Consider the following 19,963-nt stretch of genomic DNA (forward strand, 5'->3'; position numbering starts at 1 on the left):
CGCAGCCCACCACTAGGATCCGGCCATGTCGACCTGTCGCTTCTTGCTCATCTGCTCACTTCTTGTCGGCCTAGCCTCGTGCTCAGGGGGTGGCCCGTCCTCAGACCAACGGCAGCGAGCGTTTGTGACTTACATGAAGGAGGAGGGCAGCGACAACGCAAAGGTCAGGGACTTTGAGAGCGGCAAATGCGTCAAGTCTCAGAGCGCCCCTACTTACGCATGCCATGTCAGCGCCAGGGTCGAAGCGGCAGGTCGTGATCTTGGTCATGAGCTTGATGGCATCTACACCTTTGCCGAGTTGGGAAGCGACTGGAAGGTCACCGGTCGCATCCAGTAGCACCAGCACGCCTCCCTTCTTTTCATCAAGGATCGCTCATGACGATTTGGAACCTGCTGTTTTTCTTCATGCTTGGCGCTGGGGCGTTGATCGCGCTTGGCATGAGCAAAACACTCAGGACGCGGCGCGCCAGTGTCGCGTTCCAGGAGGACTATCAGCGCTATCACGGCTACAAAAATACTGACATCGCACTTTCGACGGCACGCTCTGCGATCAAGCTTCGCTCTGGAAAGGATGTCAGCACCTACGCATTTACAGATGTGCGATCCTGGGAAAAGCATTGGCACAACTCAAAGCATGAAGGGACTCTTACGATTAGCGTTCGAGATATCAAATCGCCCGTTTGGACAGTCAAGTTCGGAAACGAGATGGAAATGAATCGCTGGTATGAGTTGCTGGGGCAAGCGGTTAACGAACGGCTTAGGCTTTGAACGATTGAACCGGGGTCGCCTAAGCAGCGTGGCCTCCCCCCAATCAAACCACTACAACGGGCGCTTGCAAGCATTCATTGCGACTCTTAGCGTTCGAGCCCCTAGGGCGTGTTGCGACGTTCTCTGATACAGCGATCGGACTTTTCCTACCCCCTATGGCGCAGAGAGCCTGCGACACGTGCTCTGAGATGCGGAATAGCGTGGGGTTGAACAAGGCCAGCAATGCTGGCCTCCTTACGGAGACGGAATCGAACCACTATGTGGGCGGAGACGGTCCCTGAGACTGCGCGGTGACAAGGGGGCTGGTGCATTGAACAGCGGGAAGCTGCGGGGCAACCGACGCCACTAGGCCTTGCGTCATCGCCAAACCAGAGACGGCGCCTTCTGACGACAATTTGGCCTGAGAACGAAGGCGATCTCGGTAGTTAAGCAACAGCGCTTCGAAGCCATTGGGCTCTCCCAGTGGACCTTCCCCGCGCCTAGCTATCAATTGATCTCGGAAGCTTCGTGGCAGCTGTGCGCTTTGATCGGGGACGTTGGCCTGATGGAGGTGACGAAAGATCTCTTCGTCGACCATAGCGCGCACTTGCTCGATCTCGGCTCGGCCATTGATGTGGCCATCCAAGACACGCGTTTTGACCGTGAGGCCGCAAGCATCCATGCGGCGCGTGGTGGCGAGCAAATTGGCATATGCCTCAACGTCTTCTCCGCAGGGTCGAACGTGGTAGCTCATTTGAACAGCGAACCCGTAGCGGTCAACCAGCCGTTTGGTGACATCCAGAACCAGGTCCCACTGCGCGCCTGAGTCAAGCTCACGCGGCAGGGTGATCCGGAAGCTTCGCCCGACGGTGCTGTCCCGACGCTTTTCGGCTTGCTCAGCCGCGAGCCAGAGCGCTTGCGGGTCGTCGGCCCATGGTGGCGCATTCTCAGGAATCATAATCCGCACTCGAACAACATGGCCTCTGCCCCGAAAGTCATGACCTTGACCAGTCCTAGGATCAGTCAGTAAAAGACCGCCGAGTGATGCTGCAATGGCCAAGGCATTGTCGCCTTTGGCTCGGCTATAAGTTTGTATGTGAGTGTTGGGGACCAACATGGAACGCTCCTTTGTGGGTGAGTTCCAGTTGTTAAGAGGCCCAGCTTTTCCTTGGCAAGACCTGATAGCTCATTCTTTTCAGATCCAATCCAGGCGGTCAAGCCAACTCCCTAGTTCCCATGACGGGCTCTTCTTCGCCTACGACCAGGGACAAACTGTCGATTCCGACAAGGAATCAGCTTGACGTGTGGCGATTCCCTGTTAGAAATCGAGCATGAAATCACTGACGAGCCATACCCTCCCCTTGCTCTTCCAAGAGCTTTATCAATCACCCATTGAGCAAAGTTCGTCAGCCAAGGCCAAGCGCCAGCGCCTTGTCAAGCTTCTTATTGAAGAGGCTGAAATCGAGGGTGCTTATCCCAGCGCCCGCTCAATGGCGACGCTAGAACAGTTCATAGAAGGCGCTATTACGCTTCCGCGCGTATTAGAGATATTCGCACGGCGAGGGTTGCATTAATTCCGAGCCCAGGCGCACAAAGCGCCTCGGCCTCCGCAAGCGCGCAAGCTCCGAGGAGGCTAACAAGGCGAGGCCATCTAAGCAAAGGTAGCCATTGACGGTAAAAAGCCTGGCACTAAACCTAAGCCCATGATCCACACCCAACTCAGCCGAGAGTTAAAGAAATGCCGCTTCAACAAGCGCAAAGGGCGACGCCTGCAAAAGATCATGATCTCCTTTATCAAGCCGATCCGCAGTCCGATTTTAAGCCCGCAGGAAACCAAGAAGCTTGGCCTAGGCGATTTTCCTTTCGCTTCCTTATTTACGATGATTGCAAATAGAAAAGATCTGGAAAGATGATCTCTCTCACTGAGTAACACGGGAGGAGCCCTGCCAATGCTTGCTTTGACGAAATTTCTTGCAAAAATCTAAAATTTAGAAACAGTAATATCGGCGCACTATCTTTCTTGCAATTTATCTAAAAGGCATTGACAGATTAAAAGCTAAAACTAGTTTGCAGGCATTATCAATTTTGAGTGCGACTATGTCTGATGATGATCTTTCCCGAAATCCGCTAAATACGCCAGGATCCACAAGTCTTGCCGAAGCTTGCCAGATCTATCACTTCAAAGAGGTGCTTGCTGGCCCCATCTCGTTCAAAGGAGCCAGACTCGTCGGCGAGGCCGCATACGATCGGTTCGAAGCATCGCTGCTCCGCATCGTGCAAGCCCTCGCCGCCCCAGGGCCACTCCCCCTAGACCAGGGCCAGCCCCTCCACACCACCTCGACCACTGAATCGAAAGCACGCGAGCCGCTATTACTATCGAGCGCCATTTCGGCACGCTTGGTCGAGATGCGTCAAAGTAAAACGGACGGAAAGAACATCAGGGACACGCGAACAACGCTTCTATTCTTCATGAGGGTTGTCGGCGACAAGCCTGTTGATGAAATCACCAAAGCCGACACACAGACCTTCTTCGACGCATTGCGCTGGCTCCCCAAAAATGCAGGTATTCGAAAAGACTGTCGGGGTCTAAGTGTTCCTGAACTCCTAGCACTTGGCTGCGCGGAGAACACCGACGAGCCATCTGCTTATACATACAGAAATCACATGACCCGGATCAATGCGCTGTTCAATAGCTTGGACTTGGAAGGTGCAATCCTTAGAAATCCTGCAAGAACCGTGGGACAGCATGTGAACTTAGCTAATGTCGTTAAAGTTCGACGTCCTTTTAGTCTCTTAGAACTCAACAGCATGTTTGAGCCGGAGCGCTTTACCGCTTGGGGCACGCGTCCAGATCGCTGGTGGATTCCAATGCTTTGCCTTTACACGGGAGCACGTGTGAACGAAATCTCGCAGCTCAAAAAGGCGGATGTTCTCTACATAGGCGGACATCCTTGCCTCTCGCTTCGCGTTACTCCCGACGCTGATGAGACGAGTCTTACGCTGACCAAAGCGCTGCAAAAACTGAAGAATTCATCGTCGCGCCGTGTGATCCCCATCGCTCAACCTTTGATCGATGCTGGCTTCTTGGACTATGTATCTGATCTCTCTCTCATTCGTCATGATCGGCTTTTCCCGCACCTTCGCGCGCGTGCGATCACCCTCGAAGGCGCAGACAGTGTGATTGGGTATAGCGACGCGATCGGCCGATCGTTCAGTGCCTACCTTAAAAGCGAGGTCGGGACGCCGAAGGGCGTCGTGTTTCATGCCTTTCGACACTTCTTCGCAACCTTCCTAAGCCAAAAGGGCGTGCCTCGCCTGGACATCGCCATCCTCACCGGCCATGCCGAAGATCATGAGGTTCAAGCGCTTGTGGACTATTACCTCATCGACGATGTTCCAAACCAAGTCACCACCATGATCAAGACCCTGAGCATGTTTACGCCGGCTGTGAACTTGCCAAAATACCGGCGAGGCCAGTTTGATGAAATGCTCAACAGCGGCAAGGGCTTCCATCCCTGATTGATCGCGCGCCGCTTTGGCTTTGTCTTTGTATAGACAACGACATATCTCAACTCAGGTTGCGGCACTCCCGCCAGCCTGAGGCATACTGAGACTTCGTCGCCGCTCTACCCCACCCTGAGCATGGAGCACGCAACATGAGCAAAGACACCCTCCTGGAAGCGCTCGATCCTTGGATGAAAGTTGAAACTTGGCATACGGCTCACCCACTCGATGAGCAGCGCTTCCATCGCGCGGTTGCGCTCGCTTGCAAAACCTTATGCACTCCGCTGGATGCTTATGATATCGAGAACGCCATCATGCACTTAGCCGAAAAACACCATGGCGCGTTTGAGGGCCACCATCTCTATGACGCGATGGACCGCTATGCACAAGAAGCTGAGAACCTCAGTATGTATATGAAAAATACTCAGGGTGACTCTTGATCTTGCAGTGATGGGAGCGGCATAGCGCTTGCTTAGCGTCCCGCTCCACCCAGGTGTGAAGACGGGCCATCGAACGTCGGCCTGGCCCAGGCCAGTGCAAGGGCGAAGGCGGGCGCGGCGGTGTCACACCGTGTATGGTCTTCGCCAGCTCTGACTTCGAAGGTCTGATCGGCAACTTGATTGACGCGCGCCAGCTCTACCGAGGCGTGTGGTAAGACAATGTAGATCTGCCACTCCGACCGATCATAATCGTAGTCCCGCACCGGATTCCGCCAAGCCATGCCAGTAGGAAGGAGCGGAAGCTCTGACAAGCCGCTAGGCGGGATCACAGAAGGTTCTTTGGAGCGGCGCAATGCCGCGCGGTGGGCATGTCGGGAGGGCATGAGCACAGGATGGCCGCGATTGGTCTCAGGCATTGCGACGAGACATGGGAGGATCCTGTGGCCTATCTATCGACTGCTCCATCCATCTTTTCCACAAACTTCCGCAGAGTGGTCATCGCCCTTCGAAGCTCCGCGTCAAGCACGCTCATAGGGCGCCTCATCGGAACTTGCTCTTCGATCACTTCCATCAATGCGGCTGCATAGTCTCGATCTTGACTGACGAAGTCACGAGCATTGCTGATTTGCATCCGCCGACGAAAAATTCCAGAAAATCTGCTGACGGCCTGGCTTCCAAGTGCTTTGAGTTCAATTAGGAATTCTTCCGGCGCCGGCATATCTTCAAAGACTGGTGTAATCGACATATCCCCGTCAGGCGCCCCTCCTTCTAATAGCGTTCGAAGAGCCTTCTTTCGTCGATCGCGCTCCGCAACTCTATTTCGATCCTCGTTGAGCGCTTGCAGCTTATCGACGACTTGCGTTTCATTCTCATCATACGGGGCGGGCCAAATTTCAAAAGCCGCAACTTCAATGCGATCTAATTCAGAAGATAGCTCGTCCAGGCGGTCCAATGCTCCCCGGGTCCAGTCGTCAGGGGCGACCTCAAAAATACCCAACTCGCTCATGAAATAGAGACTTCGAAACAACTGATGAATTCTCATCAGTGGAAGGCCGTCCTGATTGTGAAACTCGGCTCTTGCCGCGACGATGGCCTCTTGAACCTCTTGATCGGACCATCTCTCGTAGTGATGAATAATTTCAACAGGATCATATGCGCGCTGGTGTTCCAGCAACCCAAAGTCGGTGGCCAAGCGTGCATAGTCAACACCTTGTTGCCCCTGCATGTGATCAATGAATGCTTGTGACATCGGCCATGCACTAGCCGCATTTGTTAAATTCAAATCGGCCAGCAGGTCGCCAAGCTCGTCCTTTTCCTCGCTTCTCACATGTCCTTTTTGCTTGGCGATTTCGCGCAGAGCGAGCGAAATCCCCACGGCATCGCTAGCAAAAACCTGCCGTGCGACCCTCTCACTTCCGGCTGCTTTTGCAACAGCCCGTGTCCAGAACAAAACCGCAGCCGGCAGGTGACTACTCGTCACGTGAGGCAGGACTTCTGTTGGGAGTTCGGCGCAGAGGAGGTCCAACTCAGTGAGGAAGAAACGCACAGTCCGCAAATTTTCCAGCTTGGCCTGATCTATAAGCCCCAGCAAAGCATCGAGACCAGCAAGCAGCGACTCACGATTTTGACGTCGTGAGAATCCCTTAATGATGTATTCGCAGAACTGTGCTGACTCAGGCCTCACCGTGAGGGTCTTTCCGACAATTCGCTCTTTGAACAACGCATAGTCGTCAAACTTGATCAGCGCCCTGCTCTCGTCTGCGATGAGAACACAGTGAACGCCGCTGGCATCGATGAGGTTTACGATGAAACCAAAGATGACATTGAAAGAGCCTGCGAATCGTTCGATGTCATCAATGCAAACAACCGTTTTGTCCCGCGTAAGATCAGCCTTCCATTTGATGTCATCGGGGTCCACTTTCGCTACGCGAAGAAGGGCACGACCAATCACCGCACCGACCTCTGCAACGGTTGTGCCCGCAATTTCATCAACCGATGCTTGGAACAGAGCGCGTTCGAGATCCTCGGCTGTTTGCAGTCCGGCAGCCGAGAAGGTGATCGGCTTCATGTCCTGCAAGTTCCGCGCGTAAATATGCCACTGGAAGGACTTCCCAACACCCCAGCCACCCGTGATGAGGCAGGCATAGCCAGGCTGGGGATTCCTAAGGTAGTGATCAAGCTGCTGCATGGCTTCTGAGAACTAGTTGTTTGGGGACTACTTCTTGTTGCCAACGCGGCTTGAAAGAAGATCGAACCAGTGGACAGGCGGAGCGTCATCGACAACCGCGCCGCTGGAAGGTCGGAACAGGGCATGGAGAATTAAAATGCGATCCTCATCCTTGATCACCGATCGCCCTGTTGAATCATCTTTCATAAGCGCTAAAAAAGTCATTACCAAGGTTTTTCTTTCGCTTGCATCGCGCATCAGTGACAGGCTCTCAGACAAAAGCCGACCCAAGATGCGCAGGATCCATACTGCGGCAAAAGCTGGTATGACCAAAGGAGCCAGTGCAACAAAGACATTAGCCTTCTCTCTGATACCAGAGAGATACGGAACGCCGATTGTGGTGAAGATCCACGAAAAAGCTGCCATCACAACAGCGAAGACTATTCCATAGGCGATTGCCGCCCTGAGCTGCGTCTTGGCGCGATCTTGCCAATAGGTTGTCGGGGCTCGCAATCCCAGCTCTGTGTCGTAAATCCTCTTCAACGCATCCCACTCGTCGGCACGAATCTTTGACTGATCAGCCCACTCCTTTTGAATCTTGACTTGACCTACGCCCCAAGACTCGTCACGCTCATGCTCGTTCACATCAAAGTCGTTCTTGAACTTTTCAAGTTGCTGAGTCTGCTCTTCAACGTGGGCTTCAAGCTTTTCAATTAAATCAGCTTGCTTCTTATTCAGCCTCTCGCTTACCTGCCGCACTTCTTCTACCTGATCGATATCAGGGTCAAAACGGCTTGCGGATATCATAACTACACTGCGCAACCAGGCGATCTGTTGGGCCGTGAAGGTTGATCGTCGCCACTGCGCTGCGTAATCAGAACGAAACGCGGCATAGGCCACGCCAAACGCATTGCCGCTCCTCCTCGACATCATCCGCAGCGTCGGAAAATTGGACGAGCTGTGTGTAAACACCTGCCCCCTTGTCACCGGAGAGAAGACATCGACCAGCGACTCATCAGGGTCAGAAGCCTCAACAAAGCGAGCTAACGCTTCGACGAAGTCGGAATGCTCGCTGGCAAACGCGGCACCAAGCTTGTCGGTCGGATCAAGATCTAGGCCCTTCCAAGCCTCAACCTCCTCTTTGAGCCAGTTCTGAATTTGGGTTCTAGAATCAAATTGCAGCACACGGCTTTCGTCGTAAAGCTTGATATCGGTCATACATCCCCCTGTTGCATATCACTTATGCGCAGCGCTGCCCGCTTCTAGTCCGGCCCGCACTGATCCTTGATTAGCGCGTGCTTGGCACGCTCAGCCTTCCCCTTAGCCTCTTCGTAGTGAAGCTCACCAAGAACTTGCGCTGCAACTTCGGCCAACTCAACAGCAAGCTCCGCTTCCCCGATCGCTCCCATCACCTCCTGCCAGAAGCCTGCCGCGCGCACGAAGCTCAGGCGCGGACCAATGGCCGAGCGACGCCGTGAGACAGAGGGCGTGATGATTGGAACAACAGGCTGAGGCCCGGGCGCCGGATCCAGGATCTCAGCTAAGGCTTCGAGCGGCATCTGGATCAATCCGTCGATCTTCCGGGCACCTGGATAGCGCCCTGATTGCATCCCTTCTCGAACGCGCTGCACGACCCCTCTGGTGCTCTGACCACGAAGCACATGGGCCACTTCTTCGGGCCGAAGCGCATAGCGCTGCGGATACAGCTGACGGAGCGTTTGGAGCGCGCTTGCAGACATGTGTGACCGATGCCGTCCCTGGAATCAACTCATCTTAGCCCAAGCATGCGGGGAGGCCATCGCAGGTAGCGGCCAAGGTCCCACCTAGCTGCCCGACTGAATCTCCGCTTCCCAGTCATTCTTTTGATCGTTGAGACGACTCGCCTCGATCCAAAAGTCGTGATCCATGGGCTCTACATTGCCCATGACCCATGCGGTGAAAAGACCAATCTCGTAGCAACAAAAGAGGGAGTTCCTTACCTGCTTTGGCACCACAAAGCCCATTGAAAGTTCCACAACATCCTCTTTGTCCTCAAAGTGAAGCCCGGGAACAATGGAACGGACATTAGGATGCGCACCGTCATCGATCATGTGGTCATAGACGGATCGGATGAGTCTCGCATTGTCCGGCATGCGCCGGCCGAGTCGGTCACAGCAGTGCGGCACGGCATCAGAAAACTTTTTACGGCACTGCTTGCGCGCTTCTTCGCTCTTTTGCCGACTCATCCAAATATCTGAAAGTTCAGGATTCTGTTCGACCTCTTGCGCGTAGCAAGCGGCTTCAAGTGACGCCCGCAGTGTCGGGAAAAGCGCCGCTCGATACCCCGTTAAAGCAGTTCGAACAGAAGCAAAGAACATCCCCCGCGCACTCATCTTCAACAGCCTTGCCACTGGGATCATCTTCGGCGGCAAGCTCGATGCCCGGACAAGAAGCGCGTCTATTTCTGCACAACGGCCAAGCGCGATCGCCTGCTGTTCGCGAACAGCCCCCGAGCACTGCTCGGCAGCATCGAGATATTGAAATATTTCAGTCACGGAAGACCCACTTGCAGACGAGAGCCAACACTCTGCCATTGCGATCACGACCCAGCCTAGCGGGAGCCGTTTCGATCTTGCCTTTGCAATGGGATCCAAGCCACAAAGCCCGTGGCAAAGCTGTGGCGAACAAGTGATGTTCGATGCTGTTTCGAGGTGTCTAAACCAGCGTCACCACCCTCTACTGCATGATCGACAGCGTTACGAAACAAGGGGTTATCAAACCCTGGGCCACCGCCACAATTTGACCCCTTCCTTAGGAGGGGGACGCTCTATCCAGCTGAGCTACGGGGCCATGCGCGGGGAGCGATTGTACCGGCTGGACGCGGGCTGCGGGCCGCGGGTCACAGCGGCAGGTAGAGCGTCATGGCCGCCGAGGCCGTGCGGCGAAAGCCGAAGCCCTCGCAGAACGCCGCAGCGCGCCCGTCCTTGGCATCGACGACCATCACGCGCACGCCCAGCGTGGAGCGCACCGACAGGGCGAGATTGACCGCATGGCCGAGCAGCAGCTGGCCGTGGCCACGCCCCTGCTCGGCCTGCGCCACCGCCAGCCGGCCCAGGCGGATCGCCGGCACCGGATAGGCGGGCAGACGCTTGCGATCGGCCGGCTTCAGCTCGGTCAGATGCAGCTGCGCGGCCGACAGCGCGCAGTAGCCGAGCAACCGCGCGGGGGCGGCATCGTCGATCAGGACATGGGTGGTGGCGATGCCGTCGCGCTGGTGCTGCCCCGCGCGCTGGCGCAGATAGTCGTCCAGCGCCGCCACGCCGCAGCGGAAGCCGTCGCGGTCGTGCCGCTTGCCGTCCAGGACGGCGAAGGCCAGCGCCACGGATCAGCGCTTGGCCACGCGCGCCGCGGCGTCCATCGCCTTCTTCAGGCGTGCGTTGGGGCGCAGCGGTGCGTCGAGCGCCTCCAGGAAGTGGCGCGATTCGGTCCTGGACAGGGTCACGACCGCGTCGGCCGCGATGGCGGCATCGGCCTCGCGCAGCACGGCGTCGCGCACGAAGGACGACACCGGCATGCCGCGCAACGCGGCGGCGCGGGCGATGCGTTCCTTGTCGTGCGTTGCCAGACGCAGATCCAGACGGGCGGGTGAGACGCTCATGACAGGGCTCCTGTACTTGTACGGAAGTATACCGTACGCCTCGTCTGTGCACGGATCTTGGTTCACAGCGCGTCTGCGGGCACGGCAGGGCCGTCGTTCTTTCGTCGAACTCCGAGGCCCGGCTACCGGCCCAGGCGAACAGACACGCGCTCGACGCCGCGGCCGCCGGTCACCCCGCGGACGGCCCGCCCACACCCCGCGTGCTACGTTGCCCGGCCTGTTTGAACGGGCGAGGAGCGGCAGCGTCATGTGTCCGAGCAAGGTGGCCGAAGGCGCGGCGCGGGGCTGGCTGGTGCCGATCGGCGGGGCCGAGGACAAGGGGCGCGATGCGCGCATCCTGCGCCGCTTCGTGGCGCTGGCCGGGGGCAAGGCGGCACGCATCGCGGTGATCCCCACGGCCAGCCAGTCGCGCGAGGCCGGGCCGCGCTACGAGCAACTGTTCGACGAACTCGGCGCGCGCCAGGTGGAGGTGCTGGACTTCGGCACCCGCCGCGACGGCCAGGACCGTGCGCGGCTGGCGCGGATCGAGCAGGCCAGCGCGATCTTCTTCACCGGCGGCAACCAGCTGCGGCTGTCCACGCTGCTGGGCGGCACGCCGGCCGCGCAGCTGATCCGCGCGCGCAACGCGGCCGGGATCCCGGTCGGCGGCACCAGCGCCGGGGCGGCGATCCTGTCAGAGCACATGATCGCCTTCGGCCGCGAAGGCGCGGCGCCGCAGGCCGATTCGGTGCGCCTGGCGCCCGGCCTGGGGCTGACAAACCGCTTCGTGATCGACCAGCACTTCCGCCAGCGCGACCGGCTGGGCCGGCTGCTGGCGGCGCTGGCCTACAACCCCTTCGCCATCGGCATCGGCCTGGACGAGGACACCGCCGCCTTCATCGGCCCGGACAACACGCTGGAAGTGGAAGGCTCCGGCGCGGTCACGGTGGTCGATGCGGGCGAGCTGGAGTTCTCCTCCATGGCCGAGGCCAGCGAGCGCGACCCGGTGTGCATGCTCGGCCTGAAGATGCATCTGCTGCTGGCCGGGGCCACCTACAACCTGGCCACGCGCACGGCCTCGCCCGGCACGCTGGCGCGGGAGCCGACATGAGCCGGCCCCTGCGCATCGTCGAACGCGCGGTCTATGTAGGCCCCTCGATCTACGCGCACGAGCCGGTGATCCGGCTGGACCTGGACCCGGGCGATCTGCGCGACTGGCCCAGCGGCCGGCTGGGGCCGGCCTTCGCCGAGGCGCTGCTGGCCGCCCTGCCCGGCCTGGCCGCGCAGGGCGACTTCGCCCATCGCCTGCGCGCGGGCGATGGCCTGCCGCTGAGCGAGGTCCTGCAGCACATGGCGCTGGCGGTGCAGGCCATGGCCGGCGAAGACGTGCGCTTCGGCGCCACCCTGCTCGGCGAGGACGCGCCGCCGGGCCTGGAGCGGGTGGTCTACGCCTACACCCAGCGCGAGGAAGGCCTGGCCGCCGGCGAACTGGCCCTGCGCCTGCTCACCTCGCTGATGCCCGCCCCCCTGCGCGGCGACGCGGCGCCGGACGATGGCTGGAGCTGGGACACGGCCAGGGTCGACTACATCCTCTACGCGCAGCGGCGCGCACTGGGCCCGTCCACCGCCGCGCTGGTCGCCGCGGCGCAGGCGCGCGGGATCCCGTGGCTGCGGCTGGACACCCATTCGCTGATCCAGTTCGGCCACGGCCGCTATCAGCAGCGCATCCAGGCCACGCTGACCGGGCGCACGCCGCACCTGGCGGTCGAGCTGGCCAGCGACAAGGAGGCCACCAACCATCTGCTGGCCGGACTGGGCCTGCCGGTGCCGCAGCAGCGCCTGGTCACCACGCTGGAAGGCGCGGTGCGCGCCGCGCGCGCGCTGGGCGGCCCGGTCGTCACCAAGCCGTACAACGGCAACCACGGGCGCGGCATCAGCATCGACCTGTCCACGCCGGAGGAGATCGTCGCCGGCTTCGAGGCCGCGCGCGAACACGCGCGCTCGGTGATCGTGGAGACCTACATCGCCGGCGACGACCACCGCCTGCTGGTGGTGGACGGCGCGCTGGTCGCCGCCACCCGGCGCACGCCCGGGCATGTGGTCGGCGATGGCGTGGCCGACATCGCCGAGCTGGTCGACCGGGTCAACGCCGATCCGCGCCGCGGCATCGGCCACGAGAAGGTGCTGACCCAACTGGAGCTGGACGAACAGGCCGACGCCATGCTCGAACGCGTCGGCTACGGCCACTTCAGCGTGCCGGCCGCAGGCGAGGTGGTGTACCTGCGCGCCACCGCCAACCTGTCCACCGGCGGCACCGCCACCGACGTCACCGACCTGATCCACCCCGACAACCGCGACATGGCCGTGCGCGCGGTGCGCGCGATCGGCCTGGACGTGGCCGGCGTGGACTTCATCAGCCCGGACATCGCGCGCAGCCATCGCGAGGTGGGCGGGGCGATCTGCGAGGTCAACGCCGCGCCCGGCCTGCGCATGCACGTGGCGCCGAGCGAGGGCCGCCCGCGCGATGCGGCCGGGCCGGTGCTGGACATGCTGTTCCCGCCCGGCACGCCGTCCCGCGTGCCGATCGCGGCGCTGACCGGCACCAACGGCAAGACCACCACCGTGCGCATGCTGGCGCACATCGCCAAGATGGCCGGCCACGTGCCGGGCATGACCAGCACCGACGGGGTGTACATCGACGGCCAGCGCACCGTCGAGGGCGACATGACCGGCCCGCTCGCCGCGCGCATGGTGCTGGGCGATCCGCAGATCGACATCGCCCTGCTCGAGACCGCGCGCGGCGGCCTGCTGCGCGCCGGGCTGGGCGTGCCGGAGGTGGACGTGGGCGCGGTGCTCAACGTCGCCGCCGATCACCTGGGCGCGCGGGGCGTGGACACGCTGGCGCAGCTGGCGCGGGTCAAGCGCATCGTGGTGGAGGTGGCGCGCGACTGCGCGGTGCTCAACGCCGACGACCCGCTGGTGCTGCGCATGTCCGCCTACACGCGGGCGCGCAACGTCTGCTACGTCACCACCAATCCTGCCCATGCGCTGGTGCGTGCGCATATCCGCGCCGGCGGCCGCGCCTGCGCGCTGGAAGACGGCGTCAACGGCCAGATGATCACGCTCTACGACAAGGGCGCGCATCTGCCGCTGCTGTGGACGCATCTAATCCCGGCCACGCTGGAGGGCCGCGCCACGCACAACGTGTCCAACGCGATGTTCGCCGGGGCGATGGCCTTCGCGCTGGGGCTCAGGCTCGAGGCGATCCGCCAGGGCCTGCGCACCTTCGACACCACCTTCTTCCAGTCGCCAGGAAGGCTCAACCTGTTCGAGGAACATCCCTTCAAGGTGCTGATGGACTACGCGCACAACGCGCACGCCGCGGCGACCATGACCGACCTGGCGCGGCGCATGGACGTGGACGGCCGGCGCATCGTGGTGCTGAGCGTGCCGGGCGATCGCCGCGACACCGACATCGACGCCGTCGCCCGCGCGGTGGCCGGGCAGTTCGACCACTACATCGTGCGCCGCGACGACGCGTTGCGCGGACGCGGCGAGGACGAGGTGCCGCAGCGCCTGGCACGCGCCCTGCGCGCGGCGGGCGTGGACGCCGAGGCCATCGAACTGATCCCCGACGAACAGCAGGCGGTGGACGCCGCGCTGCGCATGGGCCGGCCGGGCGACCTGGTGCTGATCTTCGCCGACCAGCTCAGCCGCACCTGGAAGCAGATCACCAAGTTCCGCGCCGAGGGCAGCGCCGCGCCTTCGCCCGTGCAGCGGACCACGCACGCGCAGGACGACGAGGAGACGCCCGACGCACTGCCCGGGGGCGTGGTGCAGGACGCGCGGGGCCTGGTGTTCCGCCGCGAGACCGACTGAGCCGCGCCATGCAGGCCCTGCCCTATCGACACGCGCGTCGGCTGACCGGACCCAATGTCTATTTCGCCGACACCGGAACGGCGCTGGAAAGCGCGGCCGGGCAGGCGTTCGACCTGGACGCGCTGCGGCGCTGGGACGCGCTGGTGCGCGAGGCCGTGGCGCGGCTGGGCTGGCCGACCGGCGCGCGCTATCGGCATCGCCATGCCAGCGGCGCCACGCTCGCCTTCTCCGCGCCGCTGGATCAGCTGCACACCGCCACCGCGCTGAACGTCTGGGCATGGTGGATCGCCAGCAACAGCCCGGCCGAGCCGCTGCACGCGCCCGGCGATGCGGCCACCTGGGACATCGAGCAGGCCTTGCGCACGCTGCAGGCCTGCGCCGCGGCCGAGGCGCAGCCGACCCTGCTCGCCCTGCAGCGCAAGGCGCGCGCCCGCGCCCTGCCCTTCCTGCTGGACGAGGACGAGCTGACGCTGGGCAGCGGCAGTGGCGCGCGCAGCTGGTTCGTCGACGAACTGCCCGATCCGGCGCAGGTGCCCTGGCCGCGCCTGCATCGCATCCCGACCGCGCTGGTGACCGGCTCCAACGGGAAGACCACCACCACGCGCCTGCTGGCCGCGCTGTGCCAGGCGCATGCCGGGGACACCGCGTACTGCTGCACCGATGGTGTGTTCTTCCAGGGCCAGGCGCTGGACAGCGGCGACTTCTCCGGGCCGGCCGGCGCGCGCGAGGCGCTGCGCCAGGGCCAGGCCCGCGCCGCCGTGCTGGAGACCGCGCGCGGCGGCCTGCTGCGCCACGGCCTGGCCATCGAACAGGCCGATGTGGCGGTGGTGACCAATGTGGCGCACGACCACTTCGGCGAGTTCGGCGTGCACGACCTGCACATGCTGGCGCAGGTCAAGCTCAGCGTGGCCCGCGCGGTGGGCGTGGGCGCGCATCTGGTGCTCAATGCGGACGATGCGTTTCTGCGCACGCAGTCTACCGCGCTGTCGTGTCCGCTGGCGTGGTTCGCGCTGGATTTCGACCAGCCGCTGCTGCGGCTGCATCGCGCGCTCGGCAAGCCGACGTGCGGCGTGCGTGAGGCGCATCTGTGGCTGGCGCTGGCCGGTGTCGAACACGACCTCGGCCCCACCGCCGCGATGCAGCTGAGTCTGGGCGATCGCGCGCGCTACAACCTGGGCAATCTCGCGGCGAGCGCTCTGGCTGGTGGTCTGCTGGGCATCTCGCCGGGGACCATTGCGCGGGTGCTCGCCCGCTTCGGGCAGGACCCGGACGACAATCCCGGGAGGCTGCAGCAGTGGATATTCGGCAGCACGCGCGTGGTCGTGGACTATGCTCACAATCCTGAGGGCCTGCGCAGCCTGCTCGATGCGCTCGACGCTTCGCGACGCGGCGGTCGGCTGGGGCTGTTGCTGGGCCATGCCGGCAATCGCCAGGACGAGGATCTGCGCGCGGTCGCGCATGTCGCGGCCGCGTACGCGCCGGAGCGGGTGATTCTCAAGGAACTGCCGGGTTATGCCCGCGGTCGTGATGCCGATTCGGTACCGGCGCTGATGCATGCGCAGCTACTGGCCGACGGCCTGGATCCGCAACGCTTGCAGCTGCAGCCCGACGAGGTGCAGGCCGCGCGCAGCCTGCTCGCCTGGGCCAGTGAAGGCGACTTGCTGGTACTGCCTGTGCACGAGCTGGCCAACCGCGCGCAGGTGGTGGCGCTGCTGGATGAGATGGTCGCTTTGGGATGGCGGGCGGGGACTGCGGTTCCGGAGCAGTCTGTGGATCGAGTCGGATAGAGCCGTCATGCAACTGCGCGCGCCGATTGACCGATTGACCGATTGACCGATTGGTTGAGCGGCTGAGCGGCTGAGCGGCTGAATGTGAAGCTGCGGCTTTGCCCATTTCCGTGCATAGCAAGTTGAGGCCGGGAGTGGGTTGCGCCAGCCGAGCATGGCGCGAAGAGCACCCCTCCCCAGCCCTCCCCTTCGCTTCGCGAAAGGGAGGGGGCCGATCATGCGATCGACAAGGACTACTGGGCGGTGTTGCTGTCTGCTTGATTCGCGAACAGCAGTGCCGATTGTCGATCTTAGGAATGACGGGCTTTGCTTTTGCTCCCTCCCTTTGGCCGCAGGCCAAGGGGAGGGCTGGGGAGGGGTTGCGCCGTTGCCGTTGCCGTTGCTGCTGCTGTTGCCGTTACTGTTGCCGTTGCTGCTGCAGCGGCAAATGCTCTCGCCGTCTGCACCTCTGTCCGAGTCGTCGAGCGAACCAAGCGCAGCAAAGCAGCCTGACCAAACGTCCTCTCCGACTAAGCCACCATCGCGCGCACCGCCACCGGCATGCCATCCTGATGTCCTCATGAACCCTGCCCCGCAGTTCTGGCGCGATCCGGCGATGCCGCATGTCGAGAGCAGGCGTGCGTGGCAGAGTCGCGCCTGTTACCGGCCGCATAGCCATCCGACCTTTTCCATCGGCGCGGTCGATGTGGGCACCAGCGTCTTCACCGGCGCGGCCGAGGGCCCGGTCGTGCTGCAGCCGGGCTCGCTGGTGCTGGTCCCGCCTGCGCGCGTGCATGCCTGCAATCCTGCGCCGGGCAGCGCCTGGAGCTACCAGATGCTGCATCTGGATGCGCGCTGGCTGCAGCGCGTGCTGCAGGCGCAGCGGCCGCAGGCGCAGGCACTGGAGCGCGCGCCGATCCAGGTGAGCGCTGAGCCTGCGCACTACCAGGCCTTCTGCCGGCTCAACGCGCTGCTGTTTTCCACAGCCTCGATCCAGGAGAAGGAGGCCGCCCTCCTCGCCTTCGTCGCACGCTTCTGCCGCCTGCCGGCACAGCGCGTCTTCCCGGCGCGGGAAACCGGCGCGAGCCGCCAGCGACTGCGGCCGGTGCTGGACACGTTGAGCCAGTCCGGCGCCGAGATGCACTCGCTGCAGGAACTGGCGCACATGGCCGGCCTGAGCCGCTACCAGATGATCCGCATGTTCCGTGCCGCGACCGGCCTGACCCCGCATGCCTGGCAGTTGAACCAGGCGATCAACCAGGCGCGCACGCGTCTGCAGGCAGGCGACGCGTTGGCCGACGTCGCCGCCGATCTCGGCTTTGCCGATCAGAGCCATTTCCAGCGGATCTTCAAGGCGCATACCGGCACCACGCCGGGGCGCTACCGGGACTGAGTCCCGCGCAATTTCGTTCAAGACGCGCGCCGTCGGCATGCACAGACTCGGGCGTCCTTCGAGCACCGATGTCCGCATGCAGCAGTTCCTGATCATCGCCGCGGCCCACTTCCTGGCGCTGCTCTCGCCCGGTCCCGATTTCTTCCTGGTCGCGCGCACCTCGCTGCGCGCCGGCTGGCGGCTGGCCAGCGGCGCCTGCCTGGGGATCGCCGTGGCCAACGGCGTCTTCATCCTCATCGCCTTCGCCGGCCTGTCGGCCTTGCGCCCGGGCAGCGCGCTGTTCGTCGGCCTTCAGCTGATCGGCTGTCTGTATCTGCTGTATCTGGGCTGGCTGTTCCTTGTCCATGCCGGCAGAAGCGACCTGCAGGTGATGGACGGCGTCCAGGCGCCGCGCAGCGCGGCGGCCGGCGCGGCGTCCTGGCTGCGCGCGATGGGCATGGGCTTTCTGTCCGGCATCCTCAATCCGAAGAACGCCCTGTTCTACGCCAGCCTGGCGGCGATGCTGACCGGGGCGCAGACCAGCGCGGGCTGGAAGCTGTTCTACGGCGTGTGGATGTTCAGCGTGGTCCTGCTGTGGGACCTGCTGGTGGCCATGTGCATCGGCAATGCGGCGGTGCTGCACCGCTTCGCGCGGGCGCTGCCGTGGCTGGAGCGGGTCTCTGGCGCGGTGCTGATCCTGTTCGCGCTCGGGGTCATAGCCCTGCTCGTCGTGCGCTGAATCCCGACCGGCGCGTCCATGCCCAAGCATGGCGCGCGCAGGCCCCACCCAGCGCACAGCGCGCCGCGTCGCCAGGACGCGACGCGCGGTCGCCTTACTCCTCGATCACGTCCTTGCGCGGCAGCGGTGCGTCGCGCATCGCGGCCTGGTAGGCGAAGGTGGCGATGATCGCGGCGGCCTGCTGCAGGTCGGCCGGGACGGCGTGGTCGTAGGTGTCCAGATCGCTGTGGTGGACCTGAGTGCCGTAGTCCAGCCGGTCCTGCACGAACTGGAAGCCCGGCAGGCCCACGCGGTCGAACGGGATGTGGTCGGTGCTGTCGGTGTTGCGGCTGGTGACGATGCTCGCGCCGATGTCCTCGAACGGCGCCAGCCAGGCCTTGAAGATCGGCATCACCGCCTGGTTTTCCTGCGCGTAGATGCCGCGGATGCGGCCCGAGCCGTTGTCCAGGTTGAAGTAGGCCGACAGCTTGCCCCAGTCCTTGGTCTTCTGCAGTGGGCCGGTCGGCGTGCGCAGCGAGGACGGCAGCTCCTTCTGCGCCGGGTCGGTCGGCTCGGGATAGCGGGCGAAATGGCGCGAGACGTAGTCGGTCGAGCCGATCAGGCCCTGCTCCTCGCCGCTCCACAGCGCCACGCGGATGGTGCGCTTGGGTTTGGCGCCGACCGCCTTGAGGATGCGCATGGCCTCCATCATCACCGCCACGCCGGCGCCGTTGTCCGAGGCGCCGGTGCCGGCGTGCCAGGAGTCCATGTGCGCGCCCAGCATCACCACTTCGTCGGCCTTGCCGCTGCCCTTGAGCTCGGCGATGGTGTTGTAGCCCGGGTCGTTGCCCTGGCTGGTGAAGCGCGCATCGGAGCGCACGCGCAGGCGCACGGTGTCCTTGCGCTCCAGCGCGCGCATCAGCGGGTTGTAGTGCTCGGCGGCGACCACCAGTTCGGGCACGCCGACCGGCTCGCCGGCCTTGCGCGAACCGCCACCGCCCACGCGCAGGATGCCGTCGTCCCAGCCGGAGATGCTCAGCGCGGCCAGCGCGCCTTCGTCGATCAGGAACTGGTTGGTGGCCTTGGCCAGCTCGGTGCGCTCGCGGTATTCCTTCAGGCGCTTGTCGCGCGCGGCCTTGTCGGTGGGCGCGGGGATGGCGAAGTCCAGCAGCTCGTGCAGGCCGGCCTCGTCATAGCGCTTGGAGGCGGCCTCGGTGTTGGGCTTGTACGGGCGCGCCTCGCTGAGCAGCACGATCTTGCCGCGCAGCTTGCCCTTGTACTTGTCCAGGTCGGCCTTGGTCTTGAGGTTGAGCGCGATGGCCTCGCCCTCGACCGCGCCGTTGGTGCCCGGCGTCCAGGCCTTGGGCACGGCGTGCAGCGGCGCGGCGCGCGGGCTGAGCAGCTCCAGGCTGGCGCTGCTGAACTCCCAGCCGCGGCCGAAGTCGTCGAAAGCCTCGTCGTGGACGTTGCTCAGGCCCCACTCGGTGAACTTCTCCCGGGTCCAGGCATTGGCGCGGCCCATGGCCGGCGAATTGGTCAGGCGCGGACCGATCTGCTCGGTCAGGTACTGCAGCGTGTCGGCCACCTGCGAGCGGTGGAAGGCCTCCTGCCGGATCTTGCCGACCATCGCCAGGTCCACCGTTTCCTCGGCCTGGGTCGCGAAGGCCATCCCCAGCCCCGCGACCAGCGCCGCCCATTTCATCCGCCTCATGCCTAATCCCCGTCTGCGTTGTTGAAGGTCGTGTCGTGCAACC

General features: G+C 63.0%; 18 protein-coding genes. 10 read left to right on the top strand and 8 right to left on the bottom strand.

The features are described 5' to 3' along the window. Positions 1-375: 375 nt before the first annotated feature. Positions 376-768 (top strand): hypothetical protein, encoded by a 393-nt coding sequence (locus MWN52_RS13580; protein WP_286575025.1) that lies wholly within the window; start codon positions 376-378, stop codon positions 766-768. A gap of 256 nt (positions 769-1,024) precedes the next feature. Here the strand turns inward: MWN52_RS13580 and MWN52_RS19665 are convergent, their stop codons facing one another. Continuing rightward, complete coding sequence (locus MWN52_RS19665; RefSeq protein ID WP_425608038.1) at positions 1,025-1,864, bottom strand: MobA/MobL family protein; 840 nt, start codon at positions 1,862-1,864, stop codon at positions 1,025-1,027. A gap of 214 nt (positions 1,865-2,078) precedes the next feature. Here MWN52_RS19665 and MWN52_RS13590 point away from each other — a divergent pair, with 214 nt between their 5' ends. The 4 genes from MWN52_RS13590 to MWN52_RS13605 all read left to right on the top strand — a co-directional run bounded on the left by MWN52_RS13590 (position 2,079) and on the right by MWN52_RS13605 (position 4,691). Continuing rightward, positions 2,079-2,321 carry a hypothetical protein gene (locus MWN52_RS13590; RefSeq protein WP_286575027.1) on the top strand — a complete coding sequence of 81 codons (243 nt, stop codon included), beginning with the start codon at positions 2,079-2,081 and terminating at the stop codon, positions 2,319-2,321. A gap of 129 nt (positions 2,322-2,450) precedes the next feature. Beyond that, on the top strand, positions 2,451-2,660 hold the full coding sequence (locus MWN52_RS13595; RefSeq protein ID WP_286575028.1) for a hypothetical protein: 210 nt from the start codon (positions 2,451-2,453) through the stop codon (positions 2,658-2,660). A gap of 184 nt (positions 2,661-2,844) precedes the next feature. Continuing rightward, on the top strand, positions 2,845-4,266 hold the full coding sequence (locus tag MWN52_RS13600) for a site-specific integrase (protein WP_286575029.1): 1,422 nt from the start codon (positions 2,845-2,847) through the stop codon (positions 4,264-4,266). Between the two features lie 137 nt (positions 4,267-4,403). Next, positions 4,404-4,691 (top strand): hypothetical protein, encoded by a 288-nt coding sequence (locus MWN52_RS13605; protein WP_286575030.1) that lies wholly within the window; start codon positions 4,404-4,406, stop codon positions 4,689-4,691. A 445-nt stretch (positions 4,692-5,136) separates the two neighbouring features. Here the strand turns inward: MWN52_RS13605 and MWN52_RS13610 are convergent, their stop codons facing one another. From MWN52_RS13610 to MWN52_RS13635, 6 genes are all read right to left on the bottom strand, one after another. Beyond that, complete coding sequence (locus MWN52_RS13610; protein ID WP_286575031.1) at positions 5,137-6,879, bottom strand: P-loop NTPase fold protein; 1,743 nt, start codon at positions 6,877-6,879, stop codon at positions 5,137-5,139. 27 nt (positions 6,880-6,906) lie between these two features. After that, a complete protein-coding gene (locus MWN52_RS13615; RefSeq protein ID WP_286575032.1) occupies positions 6,907-8,076 on the bottom strand; it encodes a DUF6161 domain-containing protein in 1,170 nt (389 codons plus the stop codon). 44 nt (positions 8,077-8,120) lie between these two features. After that, positions 8,121-8,597: a hypothetical protein gene (locus MWN52_RS13620; protein WP_286575033.1), complete on the bottom strand. Its 477-nt coding sequence runs from the start codon at positions 8,595-8,597 to the stop codon at positions 8,121-8,123. An 84-nt stretch (positions 8,598-8,681) separates the two neighbouring features. Next, positions 8,682-9,392: a hypothetical protein gene (locus MWN52_RS13625; RefSeq protein WP_286575034.1), complete on the bottom strand. Its 711-nt coding sequence runs from the start codon at positions 9,390-9,392 to the stop codon at positions 8,682-8,684. A 344-nt stretch (positions 9,393-9,736) separates the two neighbouring features. After that, complete coding sequence (locus tag MWN52_RS13630; RefSeq protein WP_286575035.1) at positions 9,737-10,219, bottom strand: GNAT family N-acetyltransferase; 483 nt, start codon at positions 10,217-10,219, stop codon at positions 9,737-9,739. Between the two features lie 3 nt (positions 10,220-10,222). Beyond that, positions 10,223-10,495, bottom strand: coding sequence for a type II toxin-antitoxin system TacA family antitoxin (locus MWN52_RS13635; protein ID WP_130528559.1), 273 nt, complete (start codon positions 10,493-10,495; stop codon positions 10,223-10,225). A gap of 247 nt (positions 10,496-10,742) precedes the next feature. Here MWN52_RS13635 and MWN52_RS13640 point away from each other — a divergent pair, with 247 nt between their 5' ends. The 5 genes from MWN52_RS13640 to MWN52_RS13660 all read left to right on the top strand — a co-directional run bounded on the left by MWN52_RS13640 (position 10,743) and on the right by MWN52_RS13660 (position 18,230). Beyond that, positions 10,743-11,585, top strand: coding sequence for a cyanophycinase (locus MWN52_RS13640; RefSeq protein ID WP_130524845.1), 843 nt, complete (start codon positions 10,743-10,745; stop codon positions 11,583-11,585). Beyond that, positions 11,582-14,353, top strand: a complete 2,772-nt coding sequence (cphA, locus tag MWN52_RS13645) for a cyanophycin synthetase (protein ID WP_286575037.1) — start codon at positions 11,582-11,584, stop codon at positions 14,351-14,353. Before MWN52_RS13640 ends, cphA begins: the two co-directional genes overlap by 4 nt. 8 nt (positions 14,354-14,361) lie before the next feature. Next, on the top strand, positions 14,362-16,140 hold the full coding sequence (locus MWN52_RS13650; protein ID WP_286575040.1) for a Mur ligase family protein: 1,779 nt from the start codon (positions 14,362-14,364) through the stop codon (positions 16,138-16,140). 559 nt (positions 16,141-16,699) lie between these two features. Continuing rightward, positions 16,700-17,512 carry an AraC family transcriptional regulator gene (locus tag MWN52_RS13655; protein WP_286575041.1) on the top strand — a complete coding sequence of 271 codons (813 nt, stop codon included), beginning with the start codon at positions 16,700-16,702 and terminating at the stop codon, positions 17,510-17,512. Positions 17,513-17,588: 76 nt separating this feature from the next. After that, on the top strand, positions 17,589-18,230 hold the full coding sequence (locus tag MWN52_RS13660) for a LysE family translocator (RefSeq protein ID WP_286575042.1): 642 nt from the start codon (positions 17,589-17,591) through the stop codon (positions 18,228-18,230). Between the two features lie 94 nt (positions 18,231-18,324). Here MWN52_RS13660 and MWN52_RS13665 read toward each other — a convergent pair whose 3' ends face one another. After that, on the bottom strand, positions 18,325-19,911 hold the full coding sequence (locus tag MWN52_RS13665) for a M20/M25/M40 family metallo-hydrolase (RefSeq protein WP_286577746.1): 1,587 nt from the start codon (positions 19,909-19,911) through the stop codon (positions 18,325-18,327). Positions 19,912-19,963 lie beyond the last annotated feature (52 nt).

Origin of the sequence: Pseudoxanthomonas winnipegensis (genome assembly GCF_030322905.1) — a bacterium.
GTDB classification, from domain to species: Bacteria; Pseudomonadota; Gammaproteobacteria; order Xanthomonadales; family Xanthomonadaceae; genus Pseudoxanthomonas_A; species Pseudoxanthomonas_A winnipegensis.

What these genes read in the sequence shown, in the direction of transcription:
- MWN52_RS19665 (WP_425608038.1), bottom strand. Translation starts at nt 1,864, where the DNA reads ATGTTGGTCCCCAACACTCACATACAAACTTATAGCCGAGCCAAAGGC.
- MWN52_RS13595 (WP_286575028.1), top strand. Translation starts at nt 2,451, where the DNA reads ATGATCCACACCCAACTCAGCCGAGAGTTAAAGAAATGCCGCTTCAAC.
- MWN52_RS13660 (WP_286575042.1), top strand. Translation starts at nt 17,589, where the DNA reads ATGCAGCAGTTCCTGATCATCGCCGCGGCCCACTTCCTGGCGCTGCTC.
- MWN52_RS13640 (WP_130524845.1), top strand. Translation starts at nt 10,743, where the DNA reads ATGTGTCCGAGCAAGGTGGCCGAAGGCGCGGCGCGGGGCTGGCTGGTG.
- cphA (WP_286575037.1), top strand. Translation starts at nt 11,582, where the DNA reads ATGAGCCGGCCCCTGCGCATCGTCGAACGCGCGGTCTATGTAGGCCCC.
- MWN52_RS13665 (WP_286577746.1), bottom strand. Translation starts at nt 19,911, where the DNA reads ATGAAATGGGCGGCGCTGGTCGCGGGGCTGGGGATGGCCTTCGCGACC.
- MWN52_RS13655 (WP_286575041.1), top strand. Translation starts at nt 16,700, where the DNA reads ATGAACCCTGCCCCGCAGTTCTGGCGCGATCCGGCGATGCCGCATGTC.
- MWN52_RS13650 (WP_286575040.1), top strand. Translation starts at nt 14,362, where the DNA reads ATGCAGGCCCTGCCCTATCGACACGCGCGTCGGCTGACCGGACCCAAT.
- MWN52_RS13580 (WP_286575025.1), top strand. Translation starts at nt 376, where the DNA reads ATGACGATTTGGAACCTGCTGTTTTTCTTCATGCTTGGCGCTGGGGCG.
- MWN52_RS13615 (WP_286575032.1), bottom strand. Translation starts at nt 8,076, where the DNA reads ATGACCGATATCAAGCTTTACGACGAAAGCCGTGTGCTGCAATTTGAT.
- MWN52_RS13590 (WP_286575027.1), top strand. Translation starts at nt 2,079, where the DNA reads ATGAAATCACTGACGAGCCATACCCTCCCCTTGCTCTTCCAAGAGCTT.
- MWN52_RS13635 (WP_130528559.1), bottom strand. Translation starts at nt 10,495, where the DNA reads ATGAGCGTCTCACCCGCCCGTCTGGATCTGCGTCTGGCAACGCACGAC.
- MWN52_RS13605 (WP_286575030.1), top strand. Translation starts at nt 4,404, where the DNA reads ATGAGCAAAGACACCCTCCTGGAAGCGCTCGATCCTTGGATGAAAGTT.
- MWN52_RS13600 (WP_286575029.1), top strand. Translation starts at nt 2,845, where the DNA reads ATGTCTGATGATGATCTTTCCCGAAATCCGCTAAATACGCCAGGATCC.
- MWN52_RS13610 (WP_286575031.1), bottom strand. Translation starts at nt 6,879, where the DNA reads ATGCAGCAGCTTGATCACTACCTTAGGAATCCCCAGCCTGGCTATGCC.
- MWN52_RS13620 (WP_286575033.1), bottom strand. Translation starts at nt 8,597, where the DNA reads ATGTCTGCAAGCGCGCTCCAAACGCTCCGTCAGCTGTATCCGCAGCGC.